12 protein-coding genes are annotated in these 14,273 nt (G+C 56.9%); 1 reads left to right on the forward strand and 11 read right to left on the reverse strand.

What is annotated here, in order from left to right:
• Complete coding sequence (gene maiA / locus OLTU_RS24800; protein ID WP_218110247.1) at positions 1 to 636, forward strand: maleylacetoacetate isomerase; 636 nt, start codon at positions 1 to 3, stop codon at positions 634 to 636.
• A 66-nt stretch (positions 637 to 702) separates the two neighbouring features.
• On the opposite strand, the gene OLTU_RS24805 is transcribed toward maiA, so the two are convergent.
• The 11 genes from OLTU_RS24805 to hmgA form a co-directional block, all read right to left on the reverse strand.
• Positions 703 to 3,072 (reverse strand): lytic transglycosylase domain-containing protein, encoded by a 2,370-nt coding sequence (locus OLTU_RS24805; RefSeq protein WP_176736928.1) that lies wholly within the window; start codon positions 3,070 to 3,072, stop codon positions 703 to 705.
• Positions 3,073 to 3,174: 102 nt separating this feature from the next.
• A complete protein-coding gene (locus tag OLTU_RS24810; RefSeq protein WP_141735424.1) occupies positions 3,175 to 3,978 on the reverse strand; it encodes a tetratricopeptide repeat protein in 804 nt (267 codons plus the stop codon).
• The gene (locus tag OLTU_RS24815) at positions 3,966 to 5,768 is read right to left on the reverse strand and encodes a BatD family protein (protein ID WP_176736929.1); all 1,803 of its coding nucleotides are present in this window, start codon (positions 5,766 to 5,768) and stop codon (positions 3,966 to 3,968) included. The genes OLTU_RS24810 and OLTU_RS24815 overlap by 13 nt, the downstream gene beginning before the upstream one ends.
• On the reverse strand, positions 5,752 to 6,705 hold the full coding sequence (locus OLTU_RS24820) for a tetratricopeptide repeat protein (protein WP_176736930.1): 954 nt from the start codon (positions 6,703 to 6,705) through the stop codon (positions 5,752 to 5,754). Before OLTU_RS24820 ends, OLTU_RS24815 begins: the two co-directional genes overlap by 17 nt.
• A complete protein-coding gene (locus OLTU_RS24825; RefSeq protein WP_141735427.1) occupies positions 6,702 to 7,241 on the reverse strand; it encodes a hypothetical protein in 540 nt (179 codons plus the stop codon). Before OLTU_RS24825 ends, OLTU_RS24820 begins: the two co-directional genes overlap by 4 nt.
• Positions 7,242 to 7,250: 9 nt before the next feature.
• Positions 7,251 to 8,234 carry an AAA family ATPase gene (locus tag OLTU_RS24830; protein WP_141735428.1) on the reverse strand — a complete coding sequence of 328 codons (984 nt, stop codon included), beginning with the start codon at positions 8,232 to 8,234 and terminating at the stop codon, positions 7,251 to 7,253.
• A 35-nt stretch (positions 8,235 to 8,269) separates the two neighbouring features.
• A complete protein-coding gene (locus OLTU_RS32975) occupies positions 8,270 to 10,033 on the reverse strand; it encodes a S8 family peptidase (protein WP_141735429.1) in 1,764 nt (587 codons plus the stop codon).
• A gap of 375 nt (positions 10,034 to 10,408) precedes the next feature.
• On the reverse strand, positions 10,409 to 10,828 hold the full coding sequence (locus tag OLTU_RS24840; protein WP_218110248.1) for a deoxycytidylate deaminase: 420 nt from the start codon (positions 10,826 to 10,828) through the stop codon (positions 10,409 to 10,411).
• Positions 10,829 to 10,919: 91 nt separating this feature from the next.
• Positions 10,920 to 12,440 (reverse strand): UDP-N-acetylmuramoyl-L-alanyl-D-glutamate--2,6-diaminopimelate ligase, encoded by a 1,521-nt coding sequence (locus OLTU_RS24845; protein ID WP_176736931.1) that lies wholly within the window; start codon positions 12,438 to 12,440, stop codon positions 10,920 to 10,922.
• A 60-nt stretch (positions 12,441 to 12,500) separates the two neighbouring features.
• Positions 12,501 to 12,878, reverse strand: coding sequence for a hypothetical protein (locus tag OLTU_RS24850; protein ID WP_141735432.1), 378 nt, complete (start codon positions 12,876 to 12,878; stop codon positions 12,501 to 12,503).
• A gap of 56 nt (positions 12,879 to 12,934) precedes the next feature.
• Positions 12,935 to 14,242, reverse strand: coding sequence for a homogentisate 1,2-dioxygenase (hmgA, locus tag OLTU_RS24855; RefSeq protein WP_141735433.1), 1,308 nt, complete (start codon positions 14,240 to 14,242; stop codon positions 12,935 to 12,937).
• Between the last annotated feature and the right edge of the window lie 31 nt (positions 14,243 to 14,273).

Below are 14,273 nucleotides of genomic sequence, written 5' to 3' on the forward strand. Positions count from 1 at the left end.
ATGCAACCGGCATTGACCCTCTATCATTATTGGCGATCCTCCTGCTCCTGGCGCGTGCGCTGGGCTTTGGCCATGAAGGGCGTGAGCTATGAATCGGTTCCCGTGAATCTTCTGCAGGGCGAGCAAAAAAGTGAGGCCTATCTTGCCATGAATCCCACCGGCCAGGTGCCGACCTTGAAGGTTGGCGATCGCCTCCTTACGGAATCCCTGGCGATCCTCGAATGGCTGGAGGAGACGTATCCGCATGAGCCGCTTCTGCCCAAGGATCCCTGGGAACGGGCCCGGGTGCGCGAACTCACTCTGATGGTGGTGGCGGGCATTCAGCCGGTGCAGAATCTCAAAGTGGGACGCTTTTATTCCGAGGATCAAAGGCAGCGCGAGGCCTGGAATCAGCATTTCATTGAAGAGGGCTTTGACGCGATTGAAAAAAAGCTGGCCGGCACCAAAGGACCTTATGCCTTTGGTCAAAGTTTGACCTTCGCTGACATCGCTCTGGTGCCTCAGGTTTATAACGCTCTGCGATTCAGCGTGGAAATGCGCCGTTTCCCCCGGATTGAAGCGATTTATACCCATTGCCTGAAGACGGATGAATGTGAAAAGGCTGCTCCCCACCGGCAGCCGGGAGCGCAACCTTAAGGGCCTGGCCGCCGCCAGAGCGGAGCTGACCGAGCCACGCAGAATGAGGGGCCTTTTCAACACCCTCTAAGGATTGCTGGTGGCCTGATACGGAACCTTTGCATCGGCCGCGAGGGCCTGCGGCAAAAGCACATCCATGAGCGGCATGGCGACGTCCACACCTTCATACCAGCGCTTGTAATAGAAGTAATTGCGCATCACCAGCTTCACATACGAGCGTGTTTCCCGATAAGGAATGCGTTCGATGAAGACGATCATATCGCTGCTATCGATCGATTCGAGCCAGCGTTCGGTGGCTCTGGGGTTGGCGTTGTAGCTGGTCAGCACAAACACAGGGCTCCGGTACTTTTGAAAAAGCCGATGCACGTGCTGCACGCCCAGCGTGATATTCACTTCAGGCTCACTCAGAAGACTTTCATCATTCAGCACGCGGTTGACGCGCGCAAGTTTCTCGGCCTCGCCCACATAGTCACCGCGAACCGCACGCGCTTCCATCTTGGCCGTACCAGGCATCAGCTGCATCAGGCCGCGCGCACCCACCGCGGACCGTGCCCGGGGATTGAAGACACTCTCCTGGCGAATGATGGCATTCACGTAGGCGGGATCAACCTTCATCTTCTTCGCGTAATGGGTCACGTAATTGCTGAAAGCCCGAGGAAAGAGCACCCGTTCCATGCCGCGCGGCAGAGTCAAACGATAGGATTTCGGCAGGTTCTGATAGATGCGTATGGCGGCGAGCCAGTCACCGGCGGCAAATTGAAAGAGAGCCTTGGCCAGCTGCCGATGGGTATCGTTGGATTCCACGCGGATTTCCTTGATCTCACAGGCGGCATCATCCTTCATGCCGGCCAGCAGCAGGCGTTCGGCCCGCTGCAGCACCTTGCGTTCGGCCAGGGGAAATTCCTTGTACATTTCGCCTTTGTTGAACTGCGGCGAATGCACAGGGGGCAGCATGAAACGCTTCCGGGTGAGACGTTCCAGGGAGTAATGCCCCAAGGCTCCATAGAAAGTTGAATAGAATTCCTGAGCCAGACGGGCCCAGAAAAATTCCGCACGCGCATGATCACCTTTTTCCAGATAGAGCTTTCCAGCCCAGTAGAGGGCCATGGGCAAGGACGCACCATCGCGATCATCGACCGGCTTGACGGCTTCCAGATCAATCATCTGCAGCGCAAAACGCAAGGCATCGTCGCCGCGCTTCAGGAGGGTGGCCAGAACGATCATCGAGGAGAGGGCCTGGTTGGATTGCTCCGCGGTGGGGTAAAGCTCGATGAAGAAGCGATACTTTTCAATCGCCTCATCAAAGCGGCCTTCGTTTTCCACCACGCGCGCGTAGGTGAAAAGCGTATCCGCATGAATCTCAGGATATTCCTTTTCCGAGAGCAGCAGCATCTGGCTAAAAATGCGGCGGGCATCGTCAAATTCATCACGACCCCAGTGAATCAAACCAAGCCGTCTCTGGGCGAGAGCCGCCCCAGGAAAACCATAGGCGTCCTTCAGAGGCGCTTCGAGTTCCTGCCAGCTGGCGATACGAGCCCGGTCCCCTTTGGGTTTCAAGCAGCTATCAATTTTGCCGGCCACAGTTTCGACAATGAGAAGATTCTGTTTTTCGGTGTCCTCCTTCATGCCCCGGATCAAACTGTTGCGTGCCGCGGTGCAGTCTCCGTTCCCAGCCTGCTTTTCAGCCTGCAAAATGGGACCCACGGCGGTTCGCGTGTCGGGGACTTCAGGATTTTCTTCAAACAGATCCGGATTATCACTCACAAGGCGCGGAAAAGGTTGCAGGGCGGATGCGAGTTCCGCACGCATTTCCTTTTGCGTGGCCGGGCTTATGCCATAAACCAAAGCCCGGAGACCTTCCTCCACAAAACCCAGCGCATTGAATTCCTGAACGGTGGTGAGATAGCGGCGGGCGGAATCGGCAGTCAGGCTGCCTTTGTCCTGGGCCCTCAGGTCCTGCAGAATGGTTTTCTTTCGCGGGCAGCTGATGCCGCCGCGTTCGAGCAGAAGATCGCGGGCCTGAGCACGTTCCTTGGCATCCAACCCCGGATGTTCCGCTAAAGCCTGCAGAACATAGGGATACATGGGTTCATTGGCAAGCTGGCTGTCGCTATCGAGAGCCTGCGCGAGCGCGCCTTTGGCTACCGTTTTATCGTTCGATCCCTCCGTGCGGCGAAGGCGGAACAGCCAGGCGCTCGCGGGATCCCACGATTGCAGCGCGGCTTCAAATTCCTTGTCACCCGTGATTCCAAGCGGTGATCGGCCTTCATAAATTTTATGAAGCCAGATCTCCAAGGATGGATCCGCCTGCGCGATACCCTTCTTATGCTCACGCAGGACGTGTGTCTCAGGCGGGGTCGGGGCTTCCGCGCTGTCCGAGTAGGAAACAAACTGGAAGAGGCCGAGGGACACAAGGCACCGTAAGGCTCGCAACATAACTTCTAACCGCTTGAATGGCTTCTGGGATGAACTCTGAGTCCAGTCTACCATAGCAAGGGAAGAGAGGTTAAGCGGCGTTTTTTCGCCAGGTACGCATGATCAGAGTGCAGAATTTTCCGCGGGACCCTCGTTTTTCGAACTTTGATAAGAAAAAAATCTTTTACCAAAGATCGCGAGCTGTTCCCGAGGCACCCAACCGGTTTTTCCATCGGAAATTTGGATCTTGAACCAATCGCCTGATTTGTTGATCACGGCGCAGGGTGCTCCTTCATGTAGCTGGAAAATCACCACTGCGTTCCGAACGGTGGGACTGGCCAGGACATCCACCTGAGGAGCGGCGATCGCACCCCAATCCGGCTCGTGCCAGAGCCGATGCGCCAGGCCAAGACCGGGATAGAGAGCACTGAGCAGAAGCGCGATGCCAAGGACCCAGCTTAACCACGGCGCGCGGCCGGAACGCAGCTGCCAGCCCACAAGGCAAAGAGCGAGAGCCAAAGGAATCACCGTGCACCAGAAAAGCGTGCGCTCTGTGAACCAGCGGGTGGCGCGGATATCACGCCAGCGATCGGAGGTCAGGTGACTTTCCAACTTATCGCGGCTTTTTTCCTGCAGAAAACGCACATTGTAACGAATGTCTGGATCCGCGGGATCCAGACTGCGCGCCCGCAGATGGGCGGCGAGGGCGGCACCTGTCTCACCATTCTTATAGAGATTGGTGCCCAGATTATAAAGAAGACTGGCACTCTCTTCCCCATCCTGAATGGCGGTGAGATAAATTTCAATGGCTTCCGCAAAATCACCCTGACGATAGGCGTCCGCTGCGGCGGCATAATCCCCGCTGCGATCCTTCGCCAGAAGCGGCTGCACAAAAACCAGGACAAGCATGAACATCAGGGCGCGCATCTTTGTTCCACCTCCGCCAGCAGTTGATCGACTTTTTGCAAAGCCTCACGACCGCGACTCTGATCCGCGGCCGATGCTGCAAAACGCAGCTGATCGAGATGCTGCCAGACGCGACGCATTTCCTCGATCGTGGGCGCGGAAAGTCCATGTTGCTGCAGCTGTTGCTCCAAATCACGCAGAGTCAGGGAACTGCCTTTGATACTGAATTTATCGCCCATATACTGACGAATGGAGCTTTGCGCGAGTCCAACCGCGGCCTGCACATCCTGCTGGTCCAGGAGCATGCGCGCTTCATGCAGCTGTTTGCTGGCCATTTTCAGAGCGCGATCCGCTTTCTTCCGTTGATCGCGCTGCCCTCCCTGACGGCGCAGCCACCAGGCCCAGCCACCCCAGCCCAAAAAGCCAAGACTGCCGAGCAGCAGAGCGCCCGCGGCCACCTGATCACGGGTCTGGATGGTTTGCCGGGACGTGAGCCGTTCCACCGGATGCGGTTCCAAAAGATCACTGGCCAGGGAACGAACCTCCGCGGGAGGCGTGGGGGCAGGCCCAGTCTTTGGATGCGTTTCCGGAGTCGCGTCGGCGGCGGGAGGCGTCCCCGCAGCGGCGGAACCACTGACCTGAAGGGATCCCAGGTCGATCACCATATCCTGATACTGACCGATGGTGGTATTGAAATACTGGATTTTCAAGCTTCCGAGCTGCAGTTCACCCGGAACGGTCGGCACGATCGCGATCTTGAAACTGCGCTGGCCGAGAACACCGTGTGAAGCATCCAGGGTGTCGCTCGACTGCGGCTTGTCCTTGTAGATCTTCGCCCGATCGCCGAGATCGAGAGCCGGTTCTGCCATCCCGCTGGTGACACCCTGGCCTTCGATGGTGAGCGTCAGCGTTGCTGTTTCGCCCACCTGAACGGCGGTCTGAGAGAGTTCAGCGCGGCCCTTGAATTCCCCGACGAGCCCACTGAAATCCGCGCGACGGCCGGCCACGGGCAAGGGCATCACTTCAATTACGGTCGGGGCACTGCGAACATGTTTTTCCGTGGTGTTGCCCGGTCCCCAGAGATCCTCGAGCAGGGAACGCGGGGAACGGCGCGGCTTGCTCGTGTCCACAAACCGCACATCGAGACCGGCGGCTGGCACTTCGAATTTGCCTTCCTTGCTGGGGATCAGAATCGCATTGATTTCCGTGACACTAAATTCCTGTCCGTCCACGACCCGGCTGTAATTTTTTTCACCATCGATCTTTTTCACCTGAAACCCATCCGGATAACGAAAATCCGGCTGCGCTCCGAGGATGCGGACCCGCGAATGAACGCGAATGCTCGATAGGACGGCTTCCCCAACATAGACCTTGTCCTTGGCCAGCGTGCGTTCAATAAATATGGGGCGATCCGCACGCGCCTGCGAGCCGGTGCCGGCCGGCTTCACGGTAAATTCAATCGGCAGGGTCTGCTCTTTTTTTCCATCGATGGTCATCACAATCGAAGGGATGGTATAAGTGCCCTCCTTCTCAGGAATCAACTCATACTGATACTGGACTTCGCGCGACATGCGGCCATTGATAATGGAAACACTCTGGCTGGTTCCCGCCTGCCTGACACTCAGGCCTGGCACCTCCGGAAACGCCGGTTCGCCCGCCGCCGATCCCTGAACCGAAAGTGTATAGATGAACTGGTCCTCGAGGCTGCCCTCGGGTTTATCCAATTCCCCCGTCAGTGTTCCCGCCAGGATCGATCCTGCGTAAAACAGGAGAAGGATGCTGAGGCCTGCGAGCTTACCAATCCTTGCCATTGCGTGACTTGCCCTCCGTATTCGCCTGCTCCGGGGTGAGGATATAACTGCCAATGCGGTCATCCACCGAGCGCAGAAGTTTTTCGGCTTCCTGCTTTTTCAGATCCTTGACGGTCAAAACCCTTTGTTCGTCAGGGCTTTTGCCATTCGCGGTGGGATCACCGGCTCCTTTGGCACCTTGGGCCAGGCTTTCCTGTTTGTCCCGCTGATCGGAACCGCCCTGCTGAGCGTTCTGTTGTGGCTCCTGCTTCTGCGACTGACCTTTTTGTTCGGCCGCGGAATCCTTCCTGGCGTCCGCTAATTTTTCCTCGCCGGCCTTCTTTTCAGCGTCCTGATTTTGGCCCGCTTCAGGTTTTTGCGATTCATTCTTCTGCTGTGAATCGTTTTGCGCCTGCTGTTGATCCGACTCGTTGTTCTTCTGCGGATCATTTTGCGTCTGATTTTGATCCGTTTCGTTCTTCTTCTGCGGATCGTTTTGCGCCTGTTTTTGATTCTGATCCTGCTGCTCGGGCTTTTGCTTCTTTTTCTGCTCCCGCGCAAACTGCAGATTTTCCTGGATCACGCGATTGTCATTGTCATAACTCAGGGCTTCCTGAAAGGCCGCCTCGGCCTGCTCCCAGTTCTGCTGCTGCCCATACACAACACCCTTATTGTAATGCGCGCGACTCTTGAGCCCGGGATCCGGCGACTGCGCCGCGCGATCGAAATAAGGAATGGCCTTGTCGAAATCGCCTTTTTGAAAGAGCGCGACCCCGGTGTTATAAAGCTGGCTGTAATCCTGCGGATCCTTTTTGGTGTGAGCCTCGAAGCCTTGAGCCGCTTCCTCGAACTGGCCCTTTTCAAAAGCGCTGTAGGCATCCCGGAGGCTGTCGGCCCACAGTTCACCCGCTGGCAGCGCCAGGATCAGAGCCAGGCCCCAACCCCTTCCCCACGTCATGAGAGCGCTCCGCGCCTGAACTCGTCCATCCATGCCTTGACCTTTTCCCGCCATGCCATCGATTCAGCGGCACTGAGCCACTGACCGGCAAATTTCAGTTGCTCCGCCAGACTCAGGAATTTTATCAGGTCTTGCTGAAAATTTGCTGAGAGAGCCGGACTTTTCTCGAGGCTCTGTTTGGTTTCGGCCAGGGTTTGACCGGTGATCGGCAGGCCGGTGCGCAATTCCAGGGCCTCGCGCAAGATAAAGCTCAGCCGAAAGAAATATTCCTCGCAGGCTTCCCGGCTCCAGGGTTCCTTGATTTCCAGGCTTTGCAGGGCTTCATCGAGCCGGAGCCAGGGATCCTGAGGGGCCGGCGCGGTGGGCACCGGTTTCCTTGCGGTTTTGGTTTTCCATCGTTTCCACAGAAACCAGCCCAAAAAAGCCAGTCCGAGGAGACCCAGACCCAGCAGAATGACTGTTATCCACGGGAAGGCTTGCGGCTGAAGACCCATAATTCCATGAGGCAACTGCGGAGCATCCGCGACATCAGGCATGACGTGTCCTCACGGCGCATCGACTTGAGCAAAAATCACTTCAACCATCTGTTCAACCGCGACATTTTCCGCTTCCGCCTCATAGGTGGGCAGAACGCGATGCCGCAAAATGTCGAGCCCCACATCCTTCACATCCTGAGGCGTGACATAGGCCCGTCCTTGAAAGAGCGCATTCAGCCGCGAGGCGCGTTCCAGATTGATCGAGGCACGCGGGCTGGCTCCGACCTTGATGAACGACTCCAGTCTCTTGAGTCCATAATCGCCTGGCTTGCGAGTGGCGAAAACCAGCTGCACAATATAGCGGCGAATTTTATCCGAGACATGAATCTGTTTCATGAGATCCTGGCAGCGCATGATATCCGAAGCCTGCATGACTTTTTCCAGCTGGATCTCATCACCGCTGGCCATGCGCTGCACGACTTCAATTTCCTCGTCCAGGGTATTGTAATCGACCTTGAGTTTGAAAAGGAAGCGATCCATCTGCGCCTCAGGCAGCGTATAGGTTCCTTCCTGTTCAATCGGGTTTTGCGTCGCCATCACCAGAAAGGGTTTCGGCAGGACGTAGGTTGTATCGCCGAGCGTCACCTGACGTTCCTGCATCGCTTCGAGCAGGGCCGACTGCACCTTGGCTGGCGCCCGGTTGATTTCATCGGCGATCAAAAGATTGGTAAAGATCGGGCCTTTTTTGACTTTGAATTCCGCCTGACGCGGATCGTAGATCTGGGTGCCGATCACGTCCGCCGGCAAAAGATCGGGCGTAAACTGAATGCGCGTCACGGTCAGATCCGAACAATCCGACAAGGCCTTGACGGCTGTGGTTTTGGCCAGACCTGGCAGGCCTTCGAGCAGAACATGCCCCTGGCCGATCAAACCCATCAGCAGGCGTTCCATCACCTGCTTTTGTCCCACCATGCGTTGGCCGACGGTCGTCAGCACCCGATTGATATGCTCGGCCGCATGTTCCACATCCCGATCCAAATCATGTCCCATCATGGGCTCATCTCTCCTCGTTGCATCATCTCAGCGGTTCAGCGCCAGCGCCGCCAACCGACGGCCGCCAGGGGCAGCAGAAACCAGAGCCAGGACCCGAGCGCCGACGTCTCGCCTCCCACCACACCGCAACCGGCACGCACCAGATCATTGCGCTGCGTGGTGACCGGCGGTGATTGATCCAGGCTGGGGTTCAAAGCAAGATTCGCATTCACCACACCGCTGCCCAGCAGGGGAACCAGTCCCATGCCGTTTATGTTGGGTCGATATCCATTATTCACAGAGTCGGAATAAAGTTTATCGGGCTCGGCGGTATCTAGCAAACGTCTTTCCACCTGCTCGGCGGTCAAGGTGGGATCCTTGGACAAAAGCAGACCCGCAATCCCGGCGACTATCGGTGAGGACATGGATGTTCCCACTTTGCAGGCGGAATCGCCTCCGGGAACACTGGAGAGGATGCCTGGTCCGAAGCTGCAGTCACCGTCCCCGGGCGCAGCGATATCAACCCAGGTTCCAAAATTGGAGGACGGACTTTTCGTGGGCGTCTCGGCATCGCTGAAGACATTCGAGACCGCCATTACCGCATCAAAACCGGCCGGATACTGCCGCCGCATGGTATCCTCGTTCCCCGCCGCCGCCACCATCAGCGTGCCCCGCCCAAAGCTTTTCAAAGACTTGATAAAGAGTTCCACGGAACGGGAGCGTTCAAATTTTCCAAAGGAGGCATTGATTACCCGCACCAGCGGCTCGCCCTTCTTTTTAAAACCGGAGACATAGGCAAGACCCGCAATGATCGAGGAATCCTTGATCACAAACGAGGTTTTGTTGTCACTGCCTTCCTCAAGATCCACCACCTTCACGACCAGGATCTGACAGTAGGGGCACATGCCCACATAATTGTCCGCGTCGCGCGCGGCGATGATACCGGCGACATGCGTTCCATGCTGACATTGACCACCTTCCACGCCACAGCTTTCATTGAAACCGGAGGTCCCGGCGGGAAACACGTTCCCATCCCCGAGGTTTTCCTTTTTCGCCACCGTGGTATTGCAACCGTAGATATCATTCTTGCAGAGTTTATTCTGTCCCGACTCGTTCACATAAATCGCAGGACGCAGATTGGGATGCATGACATCCACTCCGCTATCCATCACGGCAACGACCGGTGGATCCTCGATGCTGGCCAGCTGTCCCATCTGCTGAATCGCTGGAATAAAGGCAATCTGCTCCAGCCAGGGTGTCAGTTGTTGATTGTTCTGGAAACGCGCGACGATCTCATCCTCCAGCTCCCCTTTCAGTTCGCTGCGGCCATTGGGTTCGGCGTAGTAGATGCGACCCTCATCCAGCCATTTGCGAAGTGTGGCGCGCGCCTCCTGATCGTTGGCAAAGGTCACTTCCATCAGACTCGTCATGCTGCTGGTCGATTCCTGTGGGCTTTGCCTGAGCATGGCCGGACCAAAGCTGGGAGTCTTGGGCACAAACGACTGGGAAAGGTCCGCAAGGTTCAGCGATCCCAGATAACGCGGCTGCACCGGGCCCAGATCGCGGGAAAAATTTCGCATCAGGGCCTGCATGTTGGAGCGGAGGCGCGTTGGGAACGGTGCGAAATGCTCGCGGGTATCATCGAGCAGCTGGCGGAACGCCACGAGATAACTCTGTGGGGCGTCGGCTGCTTCACCCTGCACCGCGTGAAAACTGAGGAGGGGCCCCTGCGTCGCCACCTGATCCAATTGGGAATCGCCGTCACGGCCACAGCCCCATATGAAGCTGGCCAGACCTATCCACAAAAACAGCTTCTGCACTGTATGCTCCCTTCACCAGGATGATCGCGGCAGAACAGCCGCCAGACAAGCCTTCAGACCCCACTTACGGCCTCAGGCCTGGTCGATCCTGTATGATACGACTGCCTTTCCGCATATCACAAGCAAAAGTCTGCAGGCCCGTCTGCGTTGACCCTGGTAACTTTATGCATACACCACAAATGACACTCTATCCGCAGCATTGTGGACCGTTCGATGTTATCCACAGGCTCAGTGGATAAGCCTTACAATTAGGAAAAATTTTTTAAAAATTTTAATATGTTAATCATTTTGCTTAAATTTTAATCATAGCGTGGAGGATTTAGGATTCACGCTACATCTGGTAGCTCAGTTTGGCTGAAAAAAGGCGACCGCGCCTTAGCAACGGTCACAACTTTCACCTGCCTGAATCGACTGATGGGGCAGGTGTTCCACGGCAATACCAACCGTGGAAAAAAGTTCCAGTGAGGTCCGGCTCCGGTATTCACGGGCATAGTAAATTTTGCAGACGTTGCCCAGATTGATCAAACGCTTGGCGCAGGCCGCGCATGGCATATGCGTGACGAACACGAGCTTTTCAATCAAGCGGGGGCTGTCGCAGTTGATCACCGCATTTTCTTCGGAATGGAGGCAGCCGCAGTTGCCTGGCTCGTCACGATCGCAGCCATTGGGAAGACCCGTGGCGTTCCCATTGTAACCCACCGCCAAAACCTTGCGAAAATCCGTGCTGGTCACCACGGTGCCGACATGCAGACGTTTGCAGGTGGAACGCCGCGCCAGGCTGAAGGCAAGATCCATATAAATTTCTTCAAAACTTGGACGCACGACTGAAACTCCCGGTCAAACTTATGAGTCCTTGACTTACAGGGCGACCGGTTATCTGTCCAGATTATTTCGCGCCACGTTTGATGAGGCAGCGCCGCGCCACCTGGCGATCATCGAAGGGAAGTTTTTCCTTTCCGATGATCTGATAATCCTCGTGCCCTTTGCCCGCAATCAGAATGCTGTCCCCGGGCTGCGCCTGCTGAATGGCATGCAGAATGGCCGCTTCACGATCGACAATGGCTTGGTATTTTGACTGGGTCATGCCGCTGAGGATCTCATTCACGATCGCGTGCGGATCCTCCGAACGCGGATTATCCGAAGTCACGAGCACCCGATCCGCCTCTTTTTCCGCGACGGCACCCATGAGGGGCCGCTTGCCGCGATCGCGATCCCCACCGCAGCCAAAGACCGCCCAGAGTTTGCCCCGCGTCAGCTGCCGCAATTTTTGCAGCGTTTTTTCCAGAGCATCGGGCGTATGCGCATAATCCACGATCACCGCCAGACCATGGGCGAAGGCATCCGGCACCGGCTCAAAGCGGCCCGGCACGGGTTCAATGCGGGACCAATCGTCCGCCCGCACGCGGCCCGGCAGAAGACCTTCGACCATCAGGAGCGCCAGAGTGAAGTTGGCCATGGCGAAGTCCGCACCAAAGGGCAGACGTCCCTGCCATGCCTGGGCATCCCGGCGAATGGTGAGATCGGTGGCCTGCAGGGTCATCGACCTCACTTCAAAGACGGCGTCTCCGGCCCCAAGAGTGCGTCCGCTCCTCGGTGGACCGTAAAAATGAAAACCGCGCGTGTAAGCGTCCGCAGGCAGCCAGTCCTCCAAACCATGCGAGAGCCAGCCCACCGCCCCAGGCTTCAAAAGATGCGTAAAGAGTTCCCACTTGGCCGCGAAATACTCGTCCATGGACTTGTGAAAATCGAGGTGATCGCGGGAAAAACTGGTGAAGCCCGCCGCATCAAACCGCAGGGGACCGAGACGTCTTTGCACCACGGCATGCGAGGAGACTTCCATGGCCGCCCACCCGACGCCTTTCTCCACGCCCAGAGCCAGCTGCCGAAACAGTTCATCCGGATCCGGTGTCGTATGTGTGGCGGGAAATTTTTCCTCACCGCAGTAAACCCCGAGCGTGCCGAGGATCAGACAGGGTTCCCCCAGGGTGCGCAGGAGCTGGCGCAAAAACCAGACCGTCGAGGTCTTGCCATTGGTGCCGGTGATTCCAATCAGGCGCAAACGATCCTGAGGATTGCGATGAACATGCGCGGCCAGCCAGGCCCAGGCTTCCCGGCTGTCCTTGACGTGACAGACAAAGGCCTTGTCCGCCAGCGCGTGAAAGGCGTCCGCCTGCTCCACGATAAAGCCGAGGTCCGTCCAGCGTTCGCGCAGTTCATCGAGCGCGCTGTGAGCATCAAAACTGACGCCCCTATAGGCGATGAAGAGGGAACCTGGATCGACCAGGCGGGAATTCGTGGTGTGCGCGTGAAAGGTCTGATCGGCACGAGGCATACGATATTGAACGAGCAGTCCGGCCTTTTCCAAAACGCGGACGATATCCTGAGCTACAAGTGTTTGGGTCAGCATGGCAACTCCATCGCGGATTGCCCTCAGCATAATCGCTCGTTTCGGGGTCTGTCCACGAAATCAGCCTTCGGAGGCTCTTTTCATGTCCAGGACCAGATCGCGCACCAGCCGGTCCAGCACGGAATGCAGACGCCGATCGACAGCCTGATCATGGGCCTGCCAGTTCAAGATGGATTCAATCATGAGGCGTGAGGTGCTCTGGTCCTCGCGAACGGCAAAGCGTCGTTCCCCCTTGAGGACCTGACCGGCTTCGAGCCTCAGGATCACTTCGCCCTTGTCCGGATCCAGGCTGATGATTTCCTGCAAATCAAAGGAATCGATCTTCAGCTGCTGCCGCGGCGGCTGCCCACGACCACCTTGTACTGCGAGCGCGGTCATCGATTGCCAGACTTTGCGATAGGGAGCATCGACCAAACAGCGAAAGGAAGCATAGGCCATAGGAAGCCTCCCGTGTTGTTGGATGTCATGTGACGTCTCCCTATCTTACCCCAGTTTCAGCGAACTTTGGGATTAAAAGTCGGCTTCAGTCCCTGCCAGCAGGCTGCGTAATCCTTCTGCAGAAGCCCACCCTCCAGAGCAAAACGCGTGGGGCGATAGAGCATGCAGGATTCGAACATGAAGGCCAGGGTCTTGTCGAGATACTGCGGTTTCAGTTCCGCCTGCGTCGCTTCCTCAAAGGCCTTGGCTTCGGGACCGTGAGGCAGCATGCAGTTGTGCAGACTGCCACCGCCGGGATCAAATCCTCCGGAGGGTTTCGCATCATAAACGCCATAAATCAGTCCCATGTATTCGCTCATCACATTGCGATGGAAATAAGGCGGACGGAAGGTATGCTGCGCGACCATCCAGCGCGGAGGAAAGATCACGAAATCGACGTTGGCCCGTCCCTCATGATCGGTCGGTGAAGTCAAAACGGTGAAAATCGAAGGGTCCGGATGATCAAAACTCACCGTGTTGATCGTATTGAATTTTCGCAGATCGTATTTGTACGGCGCATAGTTTCCATGCCAGGCCACAACATCGAGAGGGGAATGTTCCAGGCCTGCCTCAAACATTTCACCGCCGAATTTCAACTGCAGACGGAAGGAACCCTGACGCTCTTCATAGGCCGCCACCGGCGTTTCAAAATCACGGGGATTGGCCAGACCATTCGAACCGATCGGCCCGAGGTTCGGCAGCACGAAATGGGCGCCGTAGTTTTCACAGATATAACCGCGCGCGGTGGATTCGTGGAGCCGCACCTGGAATTTCATGCCGCGCGGAATCACCGCGATTTCCCCTGGCTCCACATCCATGATGCCAAACTCAGTGCGCAGCTCGAGGCCTCCGCTTTGCGGCACGATCAAAAAATCACCATCCGCGTTCTGGAAAAAATTATTATCCATCGACTGATTGCAGGCATAAAGATGCACGGCATTGCCGCTCTGCGCATCCGCATCGCCGTTGGCCGCGAAGGTCACGAGGCCCTGGATAAAATCGACCCCCTTGTCCTGGGGGAAGGGCAGCGGGTTCCAACGCAGTTGGGCGGCCGGCGTAATAATATCGCGCGGTGCACTCGTCACAACCGCGCCGCGGCCGACCGGGCGGAATTCACCGTGCAGGACGGAGGGTCGAATGCGATAGAGCCAGGACCGCAGATTTTCTGATCGTTTCACGGTGAATGCGGTGCCCGACAGGAGTTCCGCAATCAGTCCGTATGGCGGTCGCTGGGGCGAATTCTGCCCCTCCGGCAGAGCCCCGGGCAGGGCCTCGGTGGCAAAATGATTGCCGAAACCGCTTTGGTATTTTCGATCAGAACGCATAATGGCCCCCTCTTTGAGCACAGTTATCGAA

Source organism: Oligoflexus tunisiensis, assembly GCF_001748245.1.
Lineage (GTDB): Bacteria > Bdellovibrionota_B > Oligoflexia > Oligoflexales > Oligoflexaceae > Oligoflexus > Oligoflexus tunisiensis.

Coding starts and splice junctions, on each gene's coding strand:
- maiA (WP_218110247.1), top strand. CDS start 1: ATGCAACCGGCATTGACCCTCTATCATTATTGGCGATCCTCCTGCTCC.
- OLTU_RS24810 (WP_141735424.1), bottom strand. CDS start 3,978: ATGCGCGCCCTGATGTTCATGCTTGTCCTGGTTTTTGTGCAGCCGCTT.
- OLTU_RS24840 (WP_218110248.1), bottom strand. CDS start 10,828: ATGGATCTTGCCTTCAGCCTGGCGCGGCGTTCCACCTGCAAACGTCTG.
- OLTU_RS24850 (WP_141735432.1), bottom strand. CDS start 12,878: ATGGCCTATGCTTCCTTTCGCTGTTTGGTCGATGCTCCCTATCGCAAA.
- OLTU_RS24830 (WP_141735428.1), bottom strand. CDS start 8,234: ATGATGGGACATGATTTGGATCGGGATGTGGAACATGCGGCCGAGCAT.
- OLTU_RS24805 (WP_176736928.1), bottom strand. CDS start 3,072: ATGTTGCGAGCCTTACGGTGCCTTGTGTCCCTCGGCCTCTTCCAGTTT.
- OLTU_RS24825 (WP_141735427.1), bottom strand. CDS start 7,241: ATGCCTGATGTCGCGGATGCTCCGCAGTTGCCTCATGGAATTATGGGT.
- OLTU_RS24820 (WP_176736930.1), bottom strand. CDS start 6,705: ATGACGTGGGGAAGGGGTTGGGGCCTGGCTCTGATCCTGGCGCTGCCA.
- OLTU_RS24845 (WP_176736931.1), bottom strand. CDS start 12,440: ATGCTGACCCAAACACTTGTAGCTCAGGATATCGTCCGCGTTTTGGAA.
- hmgA (WP_141735433.1), bottom strand. CDS start 14,242: ATGCGTTCTGATCGAAAATACCAAAGCGGTTTCGGCAATCATTTTGCC.
- OLTU_RS24815 (WP_176736929.1), bottom strand. CDS start 5,768: ATGGCAAGGATTGGTAAGCTCGCAGGCCTCAGCATCCTTCTCCTGTTT.